Genomic DNA, 16,870 nt, shown 5'->3' with positions numbered 1-16,870 from the left:
GCTCGGCTCAGCGGCACACCGCCAGCGCGTCGAGCGCGACGGCGCCCTGCCCGCGTGGAAGCACCATCAGGGGGTTGACGTCGAGTTCGGTGAGGTCGTCGCCGAGCTCCATCGCCATACGCTGTACACGCAGCACGACATCGACCAGGGCGTCGGTATCGGCCGGAGGTGCTCCTCGCACGCCGTCGAGCAGCGCGCGCCCGCGCAGTTCGCCGAGCATGCACCGCACCTCGCCCTCGCCGAACGGAGGGACACGGACGGCCGTGTCCCGCAGCACCTCGACGAGGACGCCGCCGAGGCCGAGGGTGACGGTCGGGCCGAAGACGGGGTCGTGCGTGACGCCCACGAACATCTCCATGCCCTGTTCGACCATCTGGCAGACAAGGACGCCGTCGAGGTCGATGTCCTCGTACCGAGCGATGTCGGTGAGCTCGCGATAGGCGTCCCGCACCTGGCTCGCAGAGGTCAGGTTCAACTTGACGAGTCCGAGTTCGGTCTTGTGGGCGAGTTGCGGGCCCGATGCCTTCATCGCGACCGGGTACCCGACCAGGCCCGCCGCGCGTACGGCGCCGGCCGCGCTGTTGACCAGTTGCTCGCGGGGCACCCTGATCCCGTAGGCCCGCAGCATCTGCTTGGCGGCGTGTTCACTCAGCCGCCCGGCGGGGCGCGTCAGGGCGCGGGCCTTTCGAGCGGACGGGGAAGGCGTGCGCGGAGCGTCGTCGAAGGGGGAGCGGTAGGAGGTGACGAAGCGGTGGTGGTCCAGATAGGCCTTGACGGCCGTGATGCAGTTGCGGAAGGTGCGGAAGGTCGCGATCCGGGAGGAGCCGAGCAGGGTGGTGCGATAGGCGTCCTCGGTTCCCACGGGCGAACCCCACACGACGCACACGAGCTTGTCCGTTTCCTCGGCCGCGTCTGCCAGGTCCTGCGCGAGCTTGTCGCTCATCGGCGGGAAGGGGCCGGTGATCGGGCAGACCAGCACGCCGACGGAGGGATCGGCGAGGATCGCGTCGATGATCTTGCGGCCGCGCCAGTCGCCGACGGGGTGACCCCCGTTGTCCACCGGATTGACGACGTTGAGATAGGGGGGTATCCACTGGTGCAGCTCGTCCTGGGTCGACTGCGGCAGCTCCGGGAGGCGGAGCCCTGCGGTGGCTGCGAGGTCGGCGAAGTGCGCTCCCGTGCCGCCGGAGATCGAGTAGACGACGACACCGTCGGCTTGCGGGGGGCGGGCCCTGGCAAGCAGAGCCGCCGTGTCCTGCAGTTCGTCGAGTCCGTCGACCCGGATCACGCCGAACTGCCGGAAGGCTGCGTCGGCGACCGCGTCCGAGCCGGTGAGCTTGCCGGTGTGCGAGGCGGCCGTGCGCGCCCCCGTCTCGGTCCTGCCGACCTTGACGGCCACGATCGGTACCTTTTTACGAGCCGCTCGGTCGGCGGCGAGAGTGAACGAGCGGCCGTCGCGGAGCCCTTCCACATATGCGGCGATCGCGCCGACCTCGGGTTGCTCGGCAAAGTAGTTGACGAAGTCCGCCGTCTCCAGGTCGGCCTCATTGCCGGTCGGGGCCCAGTGGCTCAGGCGGATGCCGAGCTCCTGGAGCGTGAAGACGGGACGGCCCTGGTGGCCTGACTGGGTGATCAGGGCGATGGCGGGACCGTCGAGGTCGTCGCGGAACTTCTCGAAGGCGTTGAGGTTGGTGTTCGGGCCCAGCAGCCGCAGGCCCGACCGGGAGACCGCGTCGGTGAGCCGTTCCTGGGCGGCGGCGCCGTCCGCACCGGTCTCGGCGAATCCGGAGGCGAAGACGACCGCGAACTTGGTTTTGGACTCAGCGAGTTCCTCGATCACCGGAAGGGGGTCGGATACCAGAACGACGGCGAGATCGACAGGATGCGGGAGGTCTGCGACACGAGGGCGGCAGGGGATGGCGAAGACGCTCTCGCGTCCGGGATTGACGGGGAAGAGCCGGGCACCGACGCGCTCGGACCAGGCGAGGAGCTGCCGCGTGATGCCGGTGTTCGGCCTCCCCTCGCTGTCGGATGCGCCGATGACGGCCACCGACTCCGGCCGGAAGAACCGGTCGAGGTCGGGAACGGGGGAGTGCAGCGGACGGCCGCCCACGTCGAAGTCGGTCGAGTGGCGCACGGCCGGGCCGCACCGCTCGCTGCAGGCAACGGCTCGGGCCGCACGTGGGTCGGTGCTGAGGGTTCCGTGTGTCGATCCAAGCATGGTCCTCGTCCGCTCCTGATGGTCCTCGGAGAGAAGAACTGACGCTCAGTCAGATTCTAAGACTGACGCGCAGTCAGGAACAGGGGTTGGCATGAAAGGCCCTGCGGCGGTGAAGGTCTCGGGAGATGCGGGGCGATCGAGGGCGGGTCGGTCGGCGGAGGGGGGTGGGCCGGCCGACCCGCCGGTCAGGGCTCCGACGCCTCGCGCCGAAGCCGCATGGCCTCGCGCCCTCCCCCGGCTGTCCGGTGTTCGCCCATGAAGCATGTGTCGCATCCATCAATATCCTCAAGGGCGCGCCGGGTATCGCCGTCGACCGCTTGTGAATGGTTTTGACCAGAAGTCGTCGGATCCGCCCCGAGGTCTTGCGGTGCAGCGTCCGGCTCGGCTGAACTGACATACCGTCAGCCAGAAACAGGGAGGCCCGCTATGCATACGACATGGCTCACCGGAGCGCAGTGGCTTGCCGTCCTGCGGATAGGCCTCGGGCTGTGGTGGCTGGAGAGCTGGCGGCACAAGGACAAGAAGGCCTGGTTCGAGCGGGGCTCGGGGATAGCGTGGGCCGCCGATGTGGCGGCCAAACACCGGTGGCCCGTTGTGCAGAACGGTTTCGCGGCGGTAGTGGCGCCACGTCCCAAGGTGATGGCCTACGTCGTCGCCTACGCCGAACTCGCCCTCGGCCTTGGCCTGACCCTTGGCTTGCTGACGCCCATCGCCCTGGTCGGCGGCCTCGTGCTGAACCTTCTCTATCTCGTCCTCATGATCCACGACTGGGCCGAGCAGGGGCAGAACGGAATGATGGCGCTGATATCGCTGGTCGCCCTTTTCGCCATGAGCTGGCAGACATGGTCACTCGATGCCGCCTTCGGGCTCTTCTGAATCGGACCTGCGACGCTCCCCCTGGAGGAATCCGCCATGCCCACTGCGCGCTTCGACCTGCCCGACATCGACGCGTTCACCCGTCCGTACTGGGACGCCGCCGCCGACGGCCGTCTGCTGATACGCCGCTGTGGTGCCTGCGGTGCCGCGCATCACTACCCCCGCGAATTCTGTCCGCGGTGCTGGAGCGAGGACGTCGCGTGGGAGGAGGCGAGCGGCCGGGCAGCGCTCTACACCTGGTCGGTGGTCCACCTGAACGACCTGGCGCCGCATCGCGACCGCGTCCCCTACGTGGCCGCCGTCGTCGACCTCGACGAGGGGCCGCGCATGATGACCGAGATCGTCGATTGCGCCGGGAGCGACCTTCGGGTGGGTATGCCCCTGCGGGTGCTTTTCCGCGCCGAGGCCGGTGCCCCGGCCGTCCCCGTTTTCCGTCCCACGGACTGACCGCGTTCAGCCGCGGCCGAGGACGAGCGTGCCGGAGGAGCAGAACCATCCGCCCGTTCCGGAGGCCACGGCAAGCTCGGGCGTGCGACCGCCGGCCGTATGCACCTGGTGCTCGCCGGCGTCGCCGCGCAGTTGCCGCACCGCCTCCACGATCAGGAACAGCCCCCGCATGCCCGGATGGCAGGCCGAGAGCCCGCCGCCGTCGGTGTTGACCGGCAGCTCGCCGTCCGCCAGCAGTCTGCCCTTCTCCACGAACGCGCCGCCCTCGCCCTTCTCGCAAAAGCCCAGGTCCTCCAGGGTCACCAAGGTCATGTAGGTGAAGGCGTCGTAGATCTCGGCGATGTCGACGTCGCTGGGCCGCACCCAGGCCCGCTCGAAGGCGAGACGCCCCGAGACCGCCGCAGGCGAGACGGTGAAGTCGTCCCACTCCGACATCGCGGCATGGGAGAGATGCTCACCCGCGCCCAGGATCCACACGGGCGTCGTGGCTGCGTCCGGTACGTACTCCTCCGCGGCGAGCAGCACGGCGCAGCCGCCGTCGGAACGGATGCAGCAGTGGAGCTTGGTGAACGGGTCTGCGATCAATGGGCCGGACAGCACGTCGTCAACAGTGATGGGGGTGCGGTACATCGCCTCGGGATTGCGGGCCGCGTTGGCACGTGCCTGGACGGCCACCTCGGCGAGCTGTTCGAGCGTCGTGCCGTACTCGTGCATGTGGCGGCGGGCGGCCATCGCGTACTTGGCGACCAGGGTGTGCCCATACGGCACCTCGAACTGGAGCGGTCCGCGCGAGCCGAACGAGAGGTTCGCGGTGCGGCGCCCGGCCTTTAGATCGGCACGTGCGGTCGAGCCGTAGACGAGCAGCACGGCGTTGGCGCGCCCGGCGGCGATCGCGTCCGCCGCGTGGGCGGCCATGACCTCCCACGTCGCACCGCCGACCGACGTCGATTCCACCCATGTGGGGCGCAGGCCGAGGTATTCGGCGACCTCCACGGGCGCCAGGGTGCCCAGACCAGCCGAACCGAAGCCGTCGATGACCGATCGGTCCAGCCCCGAGTCGGCAAGCGCGCGGCGCGCCGCCTGGGCGTGCAGGGCGTAGGGCGTGGCCTCGTCGACCCGACCGCAGTCGGCGAGGGCCACGCCGACGACGGCCACCTTGCGCGGGGCGGTGCGTATGGCGTTCGGCATGAATCTGACGGTACATCAGTTTGTCGAGGTGTTCACCTGCGTCTCGGTGTCGCCCCGCGCTTCTTGCGTAGCAGCCCGAGCGCGCCCAGTGCCTGGATCAGCGAGATGACCGTGAGCAGTGCGATCAGGCCCCGCCGCGGCGCCGATCCGTCGCCCCAGAACTGCCAGCTGATCCAAAGCGCCGTCAGTGCCGACCACAGTCCCACCGTCCAGCGCAACTGCGTCGCCGAGCTGTCCTCGCCCGGCGACAACCAGCGCACCGCCGCACTTCTGGGCTTCTTCTCTTCCATGGGTCGATGATGCACCGAACCGTGCGTGGCTCTGTGCTTGCGGGTCCCCTCTCCCTAAGATGACGATCCGTCAGGTATGCAAGCGCATGACATATCTGTGTGGCCGGATCTGTGGTCGTGAGGAGCCCGCCGATGGATGCCAGGTTCACCGAGGAGCAGAGCGCCATACGGCGCACCCTGCGCGAACTGCTGCACAAGCACTGCGGGCCCGACGAGGTCAAGGCCGCGCCCCGCACCTCCGCCGGCTACGACGAGCCTCTCTGGCGACGGCTCTCCGAACACCTCGGCCTGCCGGGTCTCGCCCTGCCGGCACGTTACGGAGGCGTCGGCTGCGGACCGACCGAACTTGCCCTCGCCTGCGAAGAGACCGGCCGGGCCCTGCTGCCCTCCCCGCTGCTGGCGACCGCGGTGCTCGCCGCCCCCCTGATCGCCGCTCTCGGCTTCGACGAGCAGCGCGCCGCCCTGCTGCCGCGCATCGCCTCCGGCGAGCTGACGGCGGCACTGGCCGTCCCCGGGCCCCTCGGAGCCGCCCTCGGCCTCACCGATGCCAACGACGGCGACTGGTCGGGCGGCGGCCGAGCCGGGGGCATACAGGCTCGCCGGACGGGACCGCTCGCTGCCGCCGGCGGCACCGGCGGCACCGGCGGCACCGGCGGCACCGGCGGCACCGGCGGCACCGACGACGCCGATGGCGCGTGCACCGCCGGATGGCGGCTGTACGGGGAGGCAGACGGCGTGCTCGACGGCCACAGCGCCGGGGTCCTGCTTGTCGCCGCGCACTGCGGAGGTTACGCGCGCAGCCACACGCGCCTCTTCCTGGTGGAGCCGGACGCGCCCGGCATTGTCCGTACCAGGCTGACCACCCTCGACGAGACCCGGCCGCAGGCGCGCATCGAGCTGCGCGACGTCCCGGCGATGCCGCTCGGCGACGACGCGCAGCAGCCCGGCGACCTCGCAGCGCAGTTGCTTCGCACGGGTGAGTTCGCCGCCGCCGTACTGGCCGCAGAAGCGGTCGGTGCCGCGGACTTCTCCTTGTCGAGTACGGTCGAGTACGTGCAGGTCAGAGAGCAGTTCGGACGCCCGGTCGGCTCGTTCCAGGCGGTCAAGCACCGTCTCGCGGATCTCTACGTGCAGGTGCAGGCTGCGCGTTCCGCCGCCTATTACGCCGCCTGGGCTGCCGGCCAGGGCAGCCCAGGCGGCGACGGCCGCGAGGGCGAGGGCCACGACGGCGGCGGCCACCGGGACCGGCGGGACGAGATCGCCGTGGCGGGCCCGCTCGCGCTCGCACAGGCGCTGGAAGCGCTGCGTTCCGCCGCCGCCGAATCCGTTCAACTGCACGGCGGCATCGGCTTCACCTGGGAGCATCACGCGCATCTGTACGTCAAGCGCGCTGCCTGCGACGACCTGCTCTTCGGCCCTGCGCACCGGCTGCGGGCGCAGGCCGCGCACCGCACCGGACTCTTCTCCGGCGCCGTTCGACCCCGGTCGGCCCGGACGACGGCAGGAGCGGTGGCGTGACGGCGTCGGAGCGCGGCAGGCTGCTGGTCCAGAGGGTCTCCTCGACCCGTGCCTTCACGAAGGTCGCCCCGCATGTCGTCCCGGCGATGGACAAGGCGGTGCACCGGCTGACCGGCGGCAAGGTGATGTTGAGCAGTCAGATGCTGCCGAGTGTGGTGCTGACCGCGACGGGCGCGAGGAGTGGGCGCCCGCGCCGCACACCGCTCGCCTGCATGCCGGAGGACGGTGGAACGTTCGTACTGGTGGGGAGCAACTTCGGCCGCACCGATCACCCGGCGTGGACGGCCAACCTGATCAAGAATCCGCAGGCACGGATCAGCTGGAGGGGGCGTGACGTCCCTGTAACGGCCACACTTCTGACAGGGCGCGAGCGTGCGCAGACATGGGAGTCGGTGCTCCGCTTCTGGCCCCCGTATGCCGCCTACGCCGCACGCGTCGACCGCGAGATCCGTCTCTTCCGGCTCGTACCGCGCGACTAGGTGTGCCGTCAGGTGTCCCGCTATCCCGTTCGCAACAGCAAACGCGGGCGGCGAACCGGCAACCTCCCCCGAGGGCCGGCCGACGCCCGCGTCGATGCGTGGCAGGACGAGACAAATGTTGGCGATATGGGCTATTGAACGATCGACTATCGACTCACGAAAGATCGACTCACGAAAGATCGACTCAAAGATCGACACATGAAAGATCGGCTCATGACGACAAGTTGCGTCGTGAGCGCTACTTGGTCGGCTTCTTCCCGGTGACGCCCAGGTGCACGAGCAGCGCCAGGTTCGGCTTCAGCTCCGCCTGCTTGACGCCCCAGGACTGGAAGCCCTTCTGATGGGCGGCCACCGCGGCGAGCATCGCGACCAGCGAACCGGCCACGGCCGCGGGGCTGACCCACTTGTCGACCCTTCCCTTGTCCTGGAGCTCCTTGATCGAGTCCGTCAGGGAATTGGTGACGGCATTGAGGATCTTCATGCGGATCCGGTAGAACCGCTTGTCCCCTTCTGCCGCACCGAGATCGATGACGCGAAGGATCGCGTCGTTTTTTCGCCAGAAGGAAAGGAAACCCTCGACCAGGTCCTCGGCAGCGGCCCAGGCGGGCTTTCCCACCCAGTTGCGGCCGGCGACAAGATCGGTCAGGGTCGCGCCTTCCTTGGCCATCTCTTCGGCGAGCTCGAGGACTGCGCCCTCGACATCGGGGAAGTACTGGTAGAACGTTGCGGGGGAGGTTCCCGCCATCCGGGCGACGTCGATGACCTTGACGTCCCGGTACGGCGATGTGCTGAGCATCTCGCTGAGGCATTCGAGCAGCTTCTGCCGCGTCGCCTGCCCGCGACGCCCGGCCACACGGCCGTCGACGGTGCGAACTTGTCCTGTCATGCCGTCAGTTTACCTTCGGGTGATCGGCGCGCGATTTGGCTGCCTGCAAATGGGGAGGGCGCTCTCCTCCACCATGAACCTGCAGGTCAGCGCCGGTTATGTAGCGTGCGCCGGGAGAGGCTAGGAAGAGTACGGGATCTGCGATCTCGTCGGGGGTTGCGAGCCGGCCCATCGGAATGGCTCCGGCGAGCGCCCGCTGTGCGGCATCGTCGCCGTAGTGCGCCGACGCCTCGGGCCCTTCGGGGCGGACCAGGCCGACGACGACGCAGTTCACCCGAACCCTGGGCGCCCATTCTGCCGCGAGCGAGCGGGTGAGCGAGGACAGTCCGGCCTTGGCGGCGCCGTATGCGGCGGTACCCGGCGAGGGCCGCTCACCGCTCACGCTGCCGATGTTGACGATCACTCCCCCCTCGGGGCGGCGCTGCATCATCGCGTTCGCCGCCTGCGCGCAGTACAGCGGCGCGAGCAGATTGAGCTCGATGATCGCGCGGGAGAAGCGCGGGGAGGCGGTGGCGGCCTCCGCGCAGGGGGAGCCCCCGGCGTTGTTGACCAGCACGTCCAGGCGTCCGTACGTGGCGTCGAGCCGTTCGAAGAGGGCGCCGACGGCATCGGGGTCACGGACGTCGCAGGGGAAGAAGGTGATCCCGCCCGGCAGCGCCCCTGCCGCGCACGTCGTGCTCGTCGCGCCTGGCGCCCGCGTCGTGCTCGTCGCGCCTGGCGCCCGCGTCGTGCTCGCCGCGCCCGTCGCGCCCGTCGTGGCGGATCCGGCGGTCCCTCCCGGTGCGGTGCGGCCGCAGACGGCGACCTGCGCCCCCGCGTCGCGCAGCCGCCGCGCGATGGCGCGCCCGATGCCGCGTGTGCCGCCGGTCACGAGAGCCACTCGGCCTTCCAGGTCGTAGGTCACGTGGGCTATCGTGCCAGAGAAACTGACACAACGTCAGATAGTCGGAGCAGGCTGGACGGGAGGGCTGATGGCGATACGCACGGGCCGTCACGGACCGCACATCGCGGAGATCGTGCTCGATGCCCCGCCGGTCAACGCCCTCGACGTGAAGGGGTGGTTCGAGCTCGCCGACGCCCTCACCGCGCAGGGCTCGGACCCGGCCACCAGGGCCGTGGTGCTGCGCGCCGAAGGCCGCGGATTCTGCGCCGGAGTCGACATCAAGCAGATGCAGTCCACATCGGGGTTCGAGGCACTGCTCGGCGCGAACTCCGGGTGTGCGGCGGCCTTCGCGGCCGTCTACGACTGCCCGGTACCGGTGATCGCGGCCGTGCACGGCTACTGTCTCGGCGGAGGAGTCGGCCTCGTCGGCAACGCAGACATCGTTGTCGCCGCCGACGACGCATACGTCGGTCTTCCCGAGGTCGACCGCGGTGCGCTCGGCGCCGCCACCCACCTCGCCCGCCTCGTGCCGCAGCACCGGATGCGGCACATGGTTTACACGGCCGAGAGCGCGACCGCCGCCGAGCTGCACGCCTACGGCTCGGTGTTCGCCGTCGTCGACCGCGCCGAACTGCGGGACGCCGCATTGGAGATCGCCGACCGGATCGCGGCGAAGGACCCGGCCGTCATCCGCGCCGCGAAGCAGTCGCTCAACGGCATCGACCCGGTCGACGTCAAGCGCTCCTACCGCTACGAGCAGGGCTTCACCTTCGAACTCAACCTCACCGGCGTCAGCGACCGGCTGCGCGACGGCTTCGTACGAGGAGACGGGGACTGAGGGGGACTGAGGGGGACTGAGGAGAACTGAGGTGTCTCACGTGAGGCAAGTGACGGACAAACGCATGACTGCCGACGAGGCCGTCGCGCAGATCGCGGACGGCATGACGGTCGGCATCGGCGGCTGGGGCTCGCGCCGCAAGCCGATGGCGCTGGTACGGGCGCTGCTGCGATCGCCCGTCAAGGAGCTCACGATCGTCTCCTACGGAGGCCCTGACGTCGGCCTGCTCTGCGCCGCCGGCAAGGCGCGCAAGGTCGTCTACGGGTTTGTCTCGCTCGACTCGATCCCGTTGGAACCGCACTTCCGGGCCGCGCGCGAGTCCGGGGCGGTCGAGGCGCTCGAACTCGACGAGGGCATGTTCCTCGCCGGACTGCGCGCTGCCGCGCTGCGGCTGCCCTTCATGCCCGTGCGCGCCGGGATCGGCTCCGACGTGCTGCGCAATGCGCCCGCCCTGCGCACGATAGCCGATCCCTACGGCAGCGGGGACGAGGTGGTGGCGATGCCGCCGCTCGGACTCGACGTCGCGCTGGTGCACGCCAATCTTGCGGACCGGCGCGGCAACGCCGCGCTGACCGGCCCCGATCCGTATTTCGACGACCTGTTCTGCCAGGCGGCGAAGGCGGCCTACGTCTCGGCGGAGCGCATCGTGCCCACCTGCGACCTGCTCGACGAGGCCGGCTGTGTGCACGCGCTGACGATCCACCGCCATCTGACGGCCGGGGTCGTCGAGGCGCCGTACGGCGCGCATTTCACGGAATGCCTGCCGCAGTACGGGCGGGACGAGACGTTCCAGCGGGCGTACGCACAGGCCGCGGCTGATCCGGAGCGGTGGGCGGCGTTCACGGAACGTTTCCTCGGAGCTCCGGACGAGCCCGCTTACCAGCGAGCCGTGGAGGATGCCAAGTGATCACCAACCACTCGCGAGCCGCCACCCGAGGCGTCACCCGACCCGCCACCCGCGCCGCCACCCGCGCCGAGGTCTGCGTCGCCGCGTGCGCGGACGCATGGCGCGGCGACGGCGAGATCATCGCCAGCCCGATGGGCACCATCCCCACCCTCGGTGCCCGCCTCGCCCGTGCCACCGGTGAACCGGATCTCGTCCTCACCGACGGGCTCGCCTACGTCGTCGACGGGGACGTTCCGCTCGGGACGTCTTCCGAAGCGCTGACCGTCGAGGGCTGGCTGCCGTATCGGACCGTGCTCGATGCCCTCGCCGGCGGACGGCGCCATGTGATGATGGGCCCGGTCCAGATCGACGCCTACGGCAACGCCAACATCTCCTGCATCGGCGACTGGAACCGTCCCGCGCGCCAACTGCTCGGCGCCCGTGGCGCACCCGGCAACTCCGTCAACCACGCGACGAGCTACTGGGTGTCCCGGCATGCGCCCCGCGTCTTCACCGAGCGCGTCGATGTCGTCTGCGGGGTCGGCAACGACCGTGCCGCGGCTCTGCCGGGACCCGCCGCGCGCTTTCACGATCTGCGGCGCGTCGTCACCAATCTGTGTGTCTTCGACTTCGACACCCTTGACGGCAGGATGCGGCTCGCCTGCGTCCATCCGGGGGTGACGGTGGACGACGTCCTCGCCGCCACCGGCTTCGAGCCTCTCGTCGACGCCGCCGAGGTCCCCACGACCCGGACCCCGGACGCCGCTGAGCTGCACCTCATCCGCGAGGTGCTCGACCCGGCGTCACTGCGCGATCGTGAGGTGACGGCTTGACGATCCGCACTCGGCTGACGGAGCTCGTCGGTGTCGAGCACCCGATCGTCCAGACTGCGATGGGATACGTCGCCTACCCCCGCCTGGTCGCGGCGACTGCGCGCGCCGGGGCGCTGGGGATCCTCGCCTCGGCCACCATGACCTACGAGGAGCTGGAGCGGGCGATCGGCGAGGTCAGGGCGGCGGCGCCGGGCCTGCCGTTCGGCGTCAACCTGCGTGCGGACGCGCCCGATGCCGCGCGGCGCATCGACCTGATGGGACGGGAGGACGTGCGTGTGGCCTCGTTCGCGCAGGCGCCGCGCGGCGAGCTGATCCGTCGGGCGCAGGATCTGGGGATGGTCGTCGTTCCGTCGATCGGCGCGCGGCGGCACGCGGAGAAGGTGGCCGCCTGGGGCGTCGACGCGGTCGTCGTGCAGGGCGGCGAGGGCGGCGGCCACACCGGTGCGGTGCCGACGACGCTGCTGTTGCCGCAGGTCGTCGACGCCCTTGACGGCTCGGGTGTGGCAGTGGTCGCGGCCGGGGGGTTCTTCGACGGGCGCGGGCTCGCCGCCGCTCTCGCCTACGGTGCGGACGGCATCGCCATGGGGACGCGTTTCCTGCTCACCTCGGACGCTCCCGTGCCGCGCGTCGTCCAGGACCGCTATCTCGCGGCGGACGTGACGGGGACGAGGGTCACTCGCGAGGTGGACGGCGTGCCGCACCGGGTGCTGGACACCGGCTTCGTGCGGTCGCTGGAGCGCGGTGGCCAGCTGCGGCGCTATGTCAGGGCGCTGGGCAATGCACTGCGGTTCGCCCGGCTGTCGGGTATGCCGCTGGGCGCGATGGTGCGTGAGGGGCGCACGATGCGCCGTGCGCGCGGGTTGACGTGGCCGCAGGTGATGATGGCGGCGAACACGCCGGTGCTGCTGCGGGCGGCGATGGTCGAGGGCCGTGTCGACCTGGGGGTGATGGCATCCGGGCAGGTGGCGGGGGTGATCGAGGATCTGCCGTCGTGTGTCGAGCTGGTGGAGCGGATCGTGGCGCAGGCGGAGGAGCGGATGGCGCCCTGGGGCCGCGCGGCGGCGGGCCGTGCAGAAGAGCCTGCAGCGGACCCGAGTTATCCACAGCAGGGTTATCCACAGGGCGGGCGGGTGTCTTGATCGAGGGCTAGCGTGGCTTCGTGAACATCCCTTCGAAAGGGAACGGGAGGAACGAGGGCCATGGCCGCATTCGCTGAGGGCGTCCCCTGCTGGGCGGACGCATTCATCCCCGATATGGGGGCGGGCAAGCGCTTCTATGGTGAGTTGTTCGGCTGGACGTTCCAGGACGACGAGGGCGACCGCAACGCATTCACCATCGCGGTGCTCGACGGCAAGCCGGTCGCGGCGCTGCTTCCCAAGACCGACGGCCGCATGCCGACGGTGTGGAACATCTATCTCGCGTCCCCGGACGCGGCCGCGAGTGCGGAGAAGGTACGTCAGGCCGGCGGGCAGGTCATCGTCGGGCCGGGACAGGTCGGGGAGCACGGCACGATGCTGATGGCCGCCGATCCGGGCGGCGCGGTCTTCGGCGTCTGGCAGGCGGGGACACAGCCCGGCTTCGGGCAGAAGGGCGAGCCGGGTTCGTACGCGTGGACCGAGCTGCTCACCCGGGACAGCGCGCGTGTCGATCCTTTCTACCGAGCCGTGTTCGGCTACGAGGGCAAGCAGATAGGTGAGGCCGGCGGCGATTTCGACTATGAGGTGTGGTCGGTGCAGGACGAGCCGGGCATACCGCAGCTCGGCCGCATGCAGATGGGTCCTCAGTTTCCGGCCGAGCTTCCCTCGCACTTCCAGCTGTTCTTCGGGGTCGACGACTGCGACGCCGCCGTGGCGGCGGTCGGGAAGCTGGGCGGCAGGGTGAACCGCGAGCCGATGGACAGCCCGTACGGCCGGAACGCGGCCGTCATCGACGACCAGGGCGCCGCATTCGTCGTCATCGACATGTCCAGGAAGGTGGGTGAGCCGCCTGCGTGATGTCAGCTGCTGTCGTCCGATGGCCGCCGTTCAGAGGCGTTCGATAATGGTGACGTTGGCCTGGCCCCCGCCCTCGCACATGGTCTGGAGGCCGAAGCGACCGCCGGTGCGCTCCAGTTGGTGCAGCAGCGTAGTCATCAGCCGCGCGCCCGTCGCGCCCAGTGGATGGCCGAGTGCGATAGCCCCGCCGCACGGGTTGACCTTGGCGGGGTCCGCGCCGGTCTCCTGCAACCAGGCCAACACCACCGGCGCGAAGGCCTCGTTGATCTCAATGGCGTCGAAGTCGTCGATCGACATGCCGGTCCTCGCGAGCGCGCGTTCGGTCGCCGGGATCGGGCCGGTGAGCATCAGGACGGGGTCCGAGCCACACACCGACAGGTGGTGGATGCGGGCGCGAGGGGTGAGGTGGTTTTCCCTGACGGCTCGTTCGGACGCCAGCAGCAGCGCTGCCGCGCCGTCGGAGATCTGCGAGGAGACGGCTGCCGTCAGCCTCCCGCCGGGGGCGAGCGGTTTGAGCTCGGCCATCTTCTGCAGTGTGGTGTCCCGGCGGGGCCCCTCGTCGACGGCGAGCTCAGCCAGCGGCGCGGTCTCGGCCCCGAACCATCCGTTGTCGATCGCGTGCAGTGCCCGTTCGTGGCTGGTCAGCGCGAACTGCTCCATGCGCTCACGCGAGATGTCCCACTGGTGCGCGATCATCTCGGCGCCGTTGAACTGGGTGATCGGCTGGTCGCCGTAGCGCTTGCGCCAGCCGTCCGACCCGGAGAAAGGATCGTCGAACCCGTATTCCTTCCCGACCCGGAACGCGGCGGCGATGGGGATCCGCGACATGTTCTGTACCCCGCCCGCGACCACCAGGTCGCTGGTGCCCGACATGACCGCCTGGGCGGCGAAGTGCACGGCCTGCTGCGACGAGCCGCACTGCCGGTCGATCGTGACGCCGGGCACGTGCTCGGGCAGCCCCGCGGCCAGCCAGCAGGTGCGCGCGATGTCGCCCGCCTGGCCTCCGATGGTGTCCAGGCAGCCGAAGATCACGTCCTCGACGGCTGCCGGGTCGGCTCCGCTGCGCTGGACCAGGGCGGTCAGGACGTGTGCGCCCAGGTCTGCGGGGTGGACGGACGCCAGCGAACCGTTCTTGCGGCCGACCGGGGTGCGTACCGCTTCGACGATGTAGGCCTCGGCCATGAGGGGGTGCTCCAATCGTATGGACCGGCTCTTATATCTGACGCTCTGTCAGATTATGCTAGCGCGGGTGACGGACCTTGCCTTCACTGTTGCCGAAGAAGACTTCCGGTGCGAGATACGCGAATGGCTCGCGGCTCATGTTCCCCGTGAGCCCCTGCCGTCCATGGACACCGCAGAGGGGTTCCGTGCCCACCAGGAGTGGGAACGCGAGCTGTACGACGCGGGCTGGGCTGTGGTGGGTTGGCCCGCACGGTACGGCGGACGGGACGCCTCGCTCTTCGAGTGGCTGATCTTCGAGGAGGAGTACTGGCGTTCCGGCGCTCCCGGCCGGGTGGGACAAAACGGGATCTTCCTCTTCGCGCCCACCCTCTTCGAGTATGGAACGGAAGAGCAGAAGAACCGCATCCTTCCGCCGATGGCCCGCGGTGAGCAGATATGGGTCCAGGGCTGGTCCGAGCCCGGCGCGGGATCGGATCTCGCGGCGCTGCGTTCCCGCGCCGTGCGCGACGAGCGGCGGGGCGGCTGGGTGCTCAGCGGCCAGAAGACGTGGAGCTCACGCGGCGCCTTCGGGCACCGCCTCTTCGGGCTCTTCCGCACCGACCCGGCGGCCGGACGCCATCGGGGCCTGACCTACCTCATGGCCGACCTCGCGGCGGACGGCGTCAGCGTACGGCCGATCCGCCAGCTCGACGGCGAGCCGGGATTCGCCGAGGTCTTCCTCGACGACGTCTTCGTCCCCGACGCCGATGTGCTGGGCGAGCCGGGTCAGGGCTGGAACGTCGCGATGTCGACGACGGGCAGCGAACGCGGGCTGAGCCTGCGCAGCCCGGGGCGCTTCCTCGCCGCCGCCGACCGACTGGTCGCGCTCTACGGGCAGGTACGGGCCGGCACGACACCGGGCCGCCGCACGCCGGACACATACCGGGACGCCGTCGCCGACGCGTGGATGCGCGCCGAGGCATACCGGCTGTACGTCTTCCAGACGGTGACCCGGCTGCAGGAGGGCGGGGTGGTCGTCGGCGCGGAGTCCAGCCTCAACAAGGTCTTCTGGTCCGAGCTCGACGCAGACCTGCACACCACCGCGCAACGCCTCCTCGGCCCCCATGCCGAGACCGGCGGCCCCTGGCTGGACGGGTATCTCTTCGCCCTCGCCGGGCCGATCTATGCAGGGACCAACGAGATCCAGCGCAATGTGATCGCGGAGCGGCTGCTCGGCATGGAGCGGGAACCGAAGGGGGGCCGGCGATGAGGCTCGGTCACGACAGGGATCAGCAGCTGTTCGCCGCGTCGGTGCGTGCGCTGCTCGGGCGCGAGTGCATGCCGGAGCACGCGCGCGCCGGGTTCTCGCCGAAGCGGTGGGAGGCGCTCGCCGGGATCGGCGTCCCCGGGCTCCTGGTGCCCGGGCAGTACGGCGGTCTCGGCCTCGGCGCCGGGGAGCTGGCGGCCGTCGCGGAGGAGGCCGGACGCGCCTGCGCGCCCGAGCCGGTGATCGAGGCGGCGGTTGCGGCCGCGCTCCTGACCCACGCCGCCGACGGCAAGGACACCGGACGTGCGGCGGACTGGCTGCGGGCGCTCGCCGACGGCGGCGCGACCGCGGCCGTCGCACTCTGCCCCGCGGCGCCGGTGGCCCACGCCGTCCACGCGGACTTCGTACTGGTCGCGCGGGACGATGCGCTGTACGGCATGCCGGCCGCCGCAGCGCGGATCGTCCCGGTCGGCGGGGTGGACCCCGGCCGTGCGCTCGGCCGGATCGACACCGTCGTACGTGCCCCCGGCGCCGCGCTCCTGCTCGCCACGGGGCAGGGGGCAGCGCTCGCCGAGGCGGCCCGGCTCGGCGCGATCGCGGCCGCTGCGGATCTGCTGGGCTCGGCCCGCGCGATGCTCGACCTGACGGTCCAGTACGCGGGCCGGCGTGAGCAGTTCGGCCGCTCCATAGGGACGTACCAGGCCGTGAAGCACAAGCTCGCCGATGTGCTGACGGCGATCGAGTTCGCGCGTCCGACGGTGCTGCGCGCCGCGCACTCCTACGATCACGCGCTCCCCTCCGCCGCCCGCGACGCCGCCATGGCCAAGGTTTTCGCCTCCGACGCCGCCGATCTCGCCGCCCGGGCCTGCCTCCAGGTGCATGGCGCGATCGGATATACCGAGGAGTGCGACCTGTCGCTGTGGCTGCGCCGGGTGTGGGCCCTGTCGTCCGCCTGGGGTGACGCGGCTCACCACCGCGCGGCCGTCGCCGACGACCTCCTCGGGCCGGATCCGGCCCCCGCCTGCCCTCCACGCTGAGGTCCGCGCCACGCACAAAATCGGCCCGGGTTCGCAACCGGGGCGCTTCCCAGGAAGAATCAGGGA

Annotated in this window: 17 protein-coding genes; 11 read left to right on the top strand and 6 right to left on the bottom strand. The window is 70.4% G+C overall.

Annotated elements, in window-relative coordinates:
• Window positions 1–7: 7 nt before the first annotated feature.
• Window positions 8–2,221 (bottom strand): acetate--CoA ligase family protein, encoded by a 2,214-nt coding sequence (locus NGB36_RS08830; protein WP_255919589.1) that lies wholly within the window; start codon window positions 2,219–2,221, stop codon window positions 8–10.
• A 426-nt stretch (window positions 2,222–2,647) separates the two neighbouring features.
• On the opposite strand from NGB36_RS08830, the gene NGB36_RS08825 reads away from it, so the two are divergent.
• Entirely contained in the window at window positions 2,648–3,097 is a 450-nt protein-coding gene (locus NGB36_RS08825) for a DoxX family membrane protein (protein ID WP_255919588.1), read from the top strand.
• A gap of 36 nt (window positions 3,098–3,133) precedes the next feature.
• The gene (locus tag NGB36_RS08820; RefSeq protein ID WP_255919587.1) at window positions 3,134–3,544 is read left to right on the top strand and encodes a Zn-ribbon domain-containing OB-fold protein; all 411 of its coding nucleotides are present in this window, start codon (window positions 3,134–3,136) and stop codon (window positions 3,542–3,544) included.
• A gap of 6 nt (window positions 3,545–3,550) precedes the next feature.
• Here the strand turns inward: NGB36_RS08820 and NGB36_RS08815 are convergent, their stop codons facing one another.
• Together NGB36_RS08815 and NGB36_RS08810 are read right to left on the bottom strand one after the other, a co-directional pair.
• Window positions 3,551–4,732, bottom strand: coding sequence for a thiolase C-terminal domain-containing protein (locus tag NGB36_RS08815; RefSeq protein ID WP_255919586.1), 1,182 nt, complete (start codon window positions 4,730–4,732; stop codon window positions 3,551–3,553).
• 32 nt (window positions 4,733–4,764) lie between these two features.
• On the bottom strand, window positions 4,765–5,022 hold the full coding sequence (locus NGB36_RS08810) for a hypothetical protein (RefSeq protein ID WP_255919585.1): 258 nt from the start codon (window positions 5,020–5,022) through the stop codon (window positions 4,765–4,767).
• A gap of 132 nt (window positions 5,023–5,154) precedes the next feature.
• Between NGB36_RS08810 and NGB36_RS08805 the strand changes: the two genes are divergently transcribed.
• Both NGB36_RS08805 and NGB36_RS08800 read left to right on the top strand, forming a co-directional pair.
• Window positions 5,155–6,540 carry an acyl-CoA dehydrogenase family protein gene (locus tag NGB36_RS08805; protein ID WP_255919584.1) on the top strand — a complete coding sequence of 462 codons (1,386 nt, stop codon included), beginning with the start codon at window positions 5,155–5,157 and terminating at the stop codon, window positions 6,538–6,540.
• Complete coding sequence (locus tag NGB36_RS08800) at window positions 6,537–7,019, top strand: nitroreductase/quinone reductase family protein (RefSeq protein WP_255919583.1); 483 nt, start codon at window positions 6,537–6,539, stop codon at window positions 7,017–7,019. Before NGB36_RS08805 ends, NGB36_RS08800 begins: the two co-directional genes overlap by 4 nt.
• A gap of 238 nt (window positions 7,020–7,257) precedes the next feature.
• On the opposite strand, the gene NGB36_RS08795 is transcribed toward NGB36_RS08800, so the two are convergent.
• Window positions 7,258–7,905 carry a TetR family transcriptional regulator gene (locus NGB36_RS08795; RefSeq protein WP_255919582.1) on the bottom strand — a complete coding sequence of 216 codons (648 nt, stop codon included), beginning with the start codon at window positions 7,903–7,905 and terminating at the stop codon, window positions 7,258–7,260.
• Window positions 7,906–7,909: 4 nt separating this feature from the next.
• On the bottom strand, window positions 7,910–8,809 hold the full coding sequence (locus NGB36_RS08790; RefSeq protein ID WP_308288821.1) for an SDR family oxidoreductase: 900 nt from the start codon (window positions 8,807–8,809) through the stop codon (window positions 7,910–7,912).
• Window positions 8,810–8,876: 67 nt separating this feature from the next.
• Between NGB36_RS08790 and NGB36_RS08785 the strand changes: the two genes are divergently transcribed.
• From NGB36_RS08785 to kbpA, 5 genes are read left to right on the top strand one after another with little or no spacing between them, the layout of a single operon-like run.
• Complete coding sequence (locus NGB36_RS08785) at window positions 8,877–9,626, top strand: enoyl-CoA hydratase family protein (RefSeq protein ID WP_255919581.1); 750 nt, start codon at window positions 8,877–8,879, stop codon at window positions 9,624–9,626.
• Window positions 9,627–9,675: 49 nt separating this feature from the next.
• Complete coding sequence (locus NGB36_RS08780) at window positions 9,676–10,533, top strand: CoA transferase subunit A (RefSeq protein WP_255919651.1); 858 nt, start codon at window positions 9,676–9,678, stop codon at window positions 10,531–10,533.
• The gene (locus NGB36_RS08775; protein ID WP_255919650.1) at window positions 10,533–11,345 is read left to right on the top strand and encodes a CoA-transferase subunit beta; all 813 of its coding nucleotides are present in this window, start codon (window positions 10,533–10,535) and stop codon (window positions 11,343–11,345) included. Before NGB36_RS08780 ends, NGB36_RS08775 begins: the two co-directional genes overlap by 1 nt.
• A 2-nt stretch (window positions 11,346–11,347) precedes the next feature.
• Entirely contained in the window at window positions 11,348–12,484 is a 1,137-nt protein-coding gene (locus tag NGB36_RS08770) for an NAD(P)H-dependent flavin oxidoreductase (protein WP_255919649.1), read from the top strand.
• Between the two features lie 60 nt (window positions 12,485–12,544).
• Window positions 12,545–13,339, top strand: a complete 795-nt coding sequence (gene kbpA, locus NGB36_RS08765) for an AfsK-binding protein KbpA (protein WP_255919580.1) — start codon at window positions 12,545–12,547, stop codon at window positions 13,337–13,339.
• Window positions 13,340–13,369: 30 nt separating this feature from the next.
• Here kbpA and NGB36_RS08760 read toward each other — a convergent pair whose 3' ends face one another.
• Complete coding sequence (locus NGB36_RS08760; RefSeq protein WP_255919579.1) at window positions 13,370–14,521, bottom strand: acetyl-CoA C-acetyltransferase; 1,152 nt, start codon at window positions 14,519–14,521, stop codon at window positions 13,370–13,372.
• Window positions 14,522–14,588: 67 nt separating this feature from the next.
• Here NGB36_RS08760 and NGB36_RS08755 point away from each other — a divergent pair, with 67 nt between their 5' ends.
• A complete protein-coding gene (locus NGB36_RS08755) occupies window positions 14,589–15,770 on the top strand; it encodes an acyl-CoA dehydrogenase family protein (RefSeq protein ID WP_255919578.1) in 1,182 nt (393 codons plus the stop codon).
• Complete coding sequence (locus NGB36_RS08750) at window positions 15,767–16,804, top strand: acyl-CoA dehydrogenase family protein (RefSeq protein WP_255919577.1); 1,038 nt, start codon at window positions 15,767–15,769, stop codon at window positions 16,802–16,804. Before NGB36_RS08755 ends, NGB36_RS08750 begins: the two co-directional genes overlap by 4 nt.
• The last annotated feature ends 66 nt before the right edge of the window (window positions 16,805–16,870 follow it).

Origin of the sequence: Streptomyces humicola, assembly GCF_024436035.1 — a bacterium.
Classification (GTDB): Bacteria; Actinomycetota; Actinomycetes; order Streptomycetales; family Streptomycetaceae; genus Streptantibioticus_B; species Streptantibioticus_B humicola.
This window is presented reverse-complemented; position numbering and strand designations above follow the sequence as displayed.

Bases quoted from the DNA above. Each gene is read 5' to 3' on its own strand.
- NGB36_RS08830 (WP_255919589.1), bottom strand. From the start codon at position 2,221: ATGCTTGGATCGACACACGGAACCCTCAGCACCGACCCACGTGCGGCC.
- NGB36_RS08825 (WP_255919588.1), top strand. From the start codon at position 2,648: ATGCATACGACATGGCTCACCGGAGCGCAGTGGCTTGCCGTCCTGCGG.
- NGB36_RS08820 (WP_255919587.1), top strand. From the start codon at position 3,134: ATGCCCACTGCGCGCTTCGACCTGCCCGACATCGACGCGTTCACCCGT.
- NGB36_RS08815 (WP_255919586.1), bottom strand. From the start codon at position 4,732: ATGCCGAACGCCATACGCACCGCCCCGCGCAAGGTGGCCGTCGTCGGC.
- NGB36_RS08810 (WP_255919585.1), bottom strand. From the start codon at position 5,022: ATGGAAGAGAAGAAGCCCAGAAGTGCGGCGGTGCGCTGGTTGTCGCCG.
- NGB36_RS08805 (WP_255919584.1), top strand. From the start codon at position 5,155: ATGGATGCCAGGTTCACCGAGGAGCAGAGCGCCATACGGCGCACCCTG.
- NGB36_RS08795 (WP_255919582.1), bottom strand. From the start codon at position 7,905: ATGACAGGACAAGTTCGCACCGTCGACGGCCGTGTGGCCGGGCGTCGC.
- NGB36_RS08785 (WP_255919581.1), top strand. From the start codon at position 8,877: ATGGCGATACGCACGGGCCGTCACGGACCGCACATCGCGGAGATCGTG.
- kbpA (WP_255919580.1), top strand. From the start codon at position 12,545: ATGGCCGCATTCGCTGAGGGCGTCCCCTGCTGGGCGGACGCATTCATC.
- NGB36_RS08760 (WP_255919579.1), bottom strand. From the start codon at position 14,521: ATGGCCGAGGCCTACATCGTCGAAGCGGTACGCACCCCGGTCGGCCGC.
- NGB36_RS08750 (WP_255919577.1), top strand. From the start codon at position 15,767: ATGAGGCTCGGTCACGACAGGGATCAGCAGCTGTTCGCCGCGTCGGTG.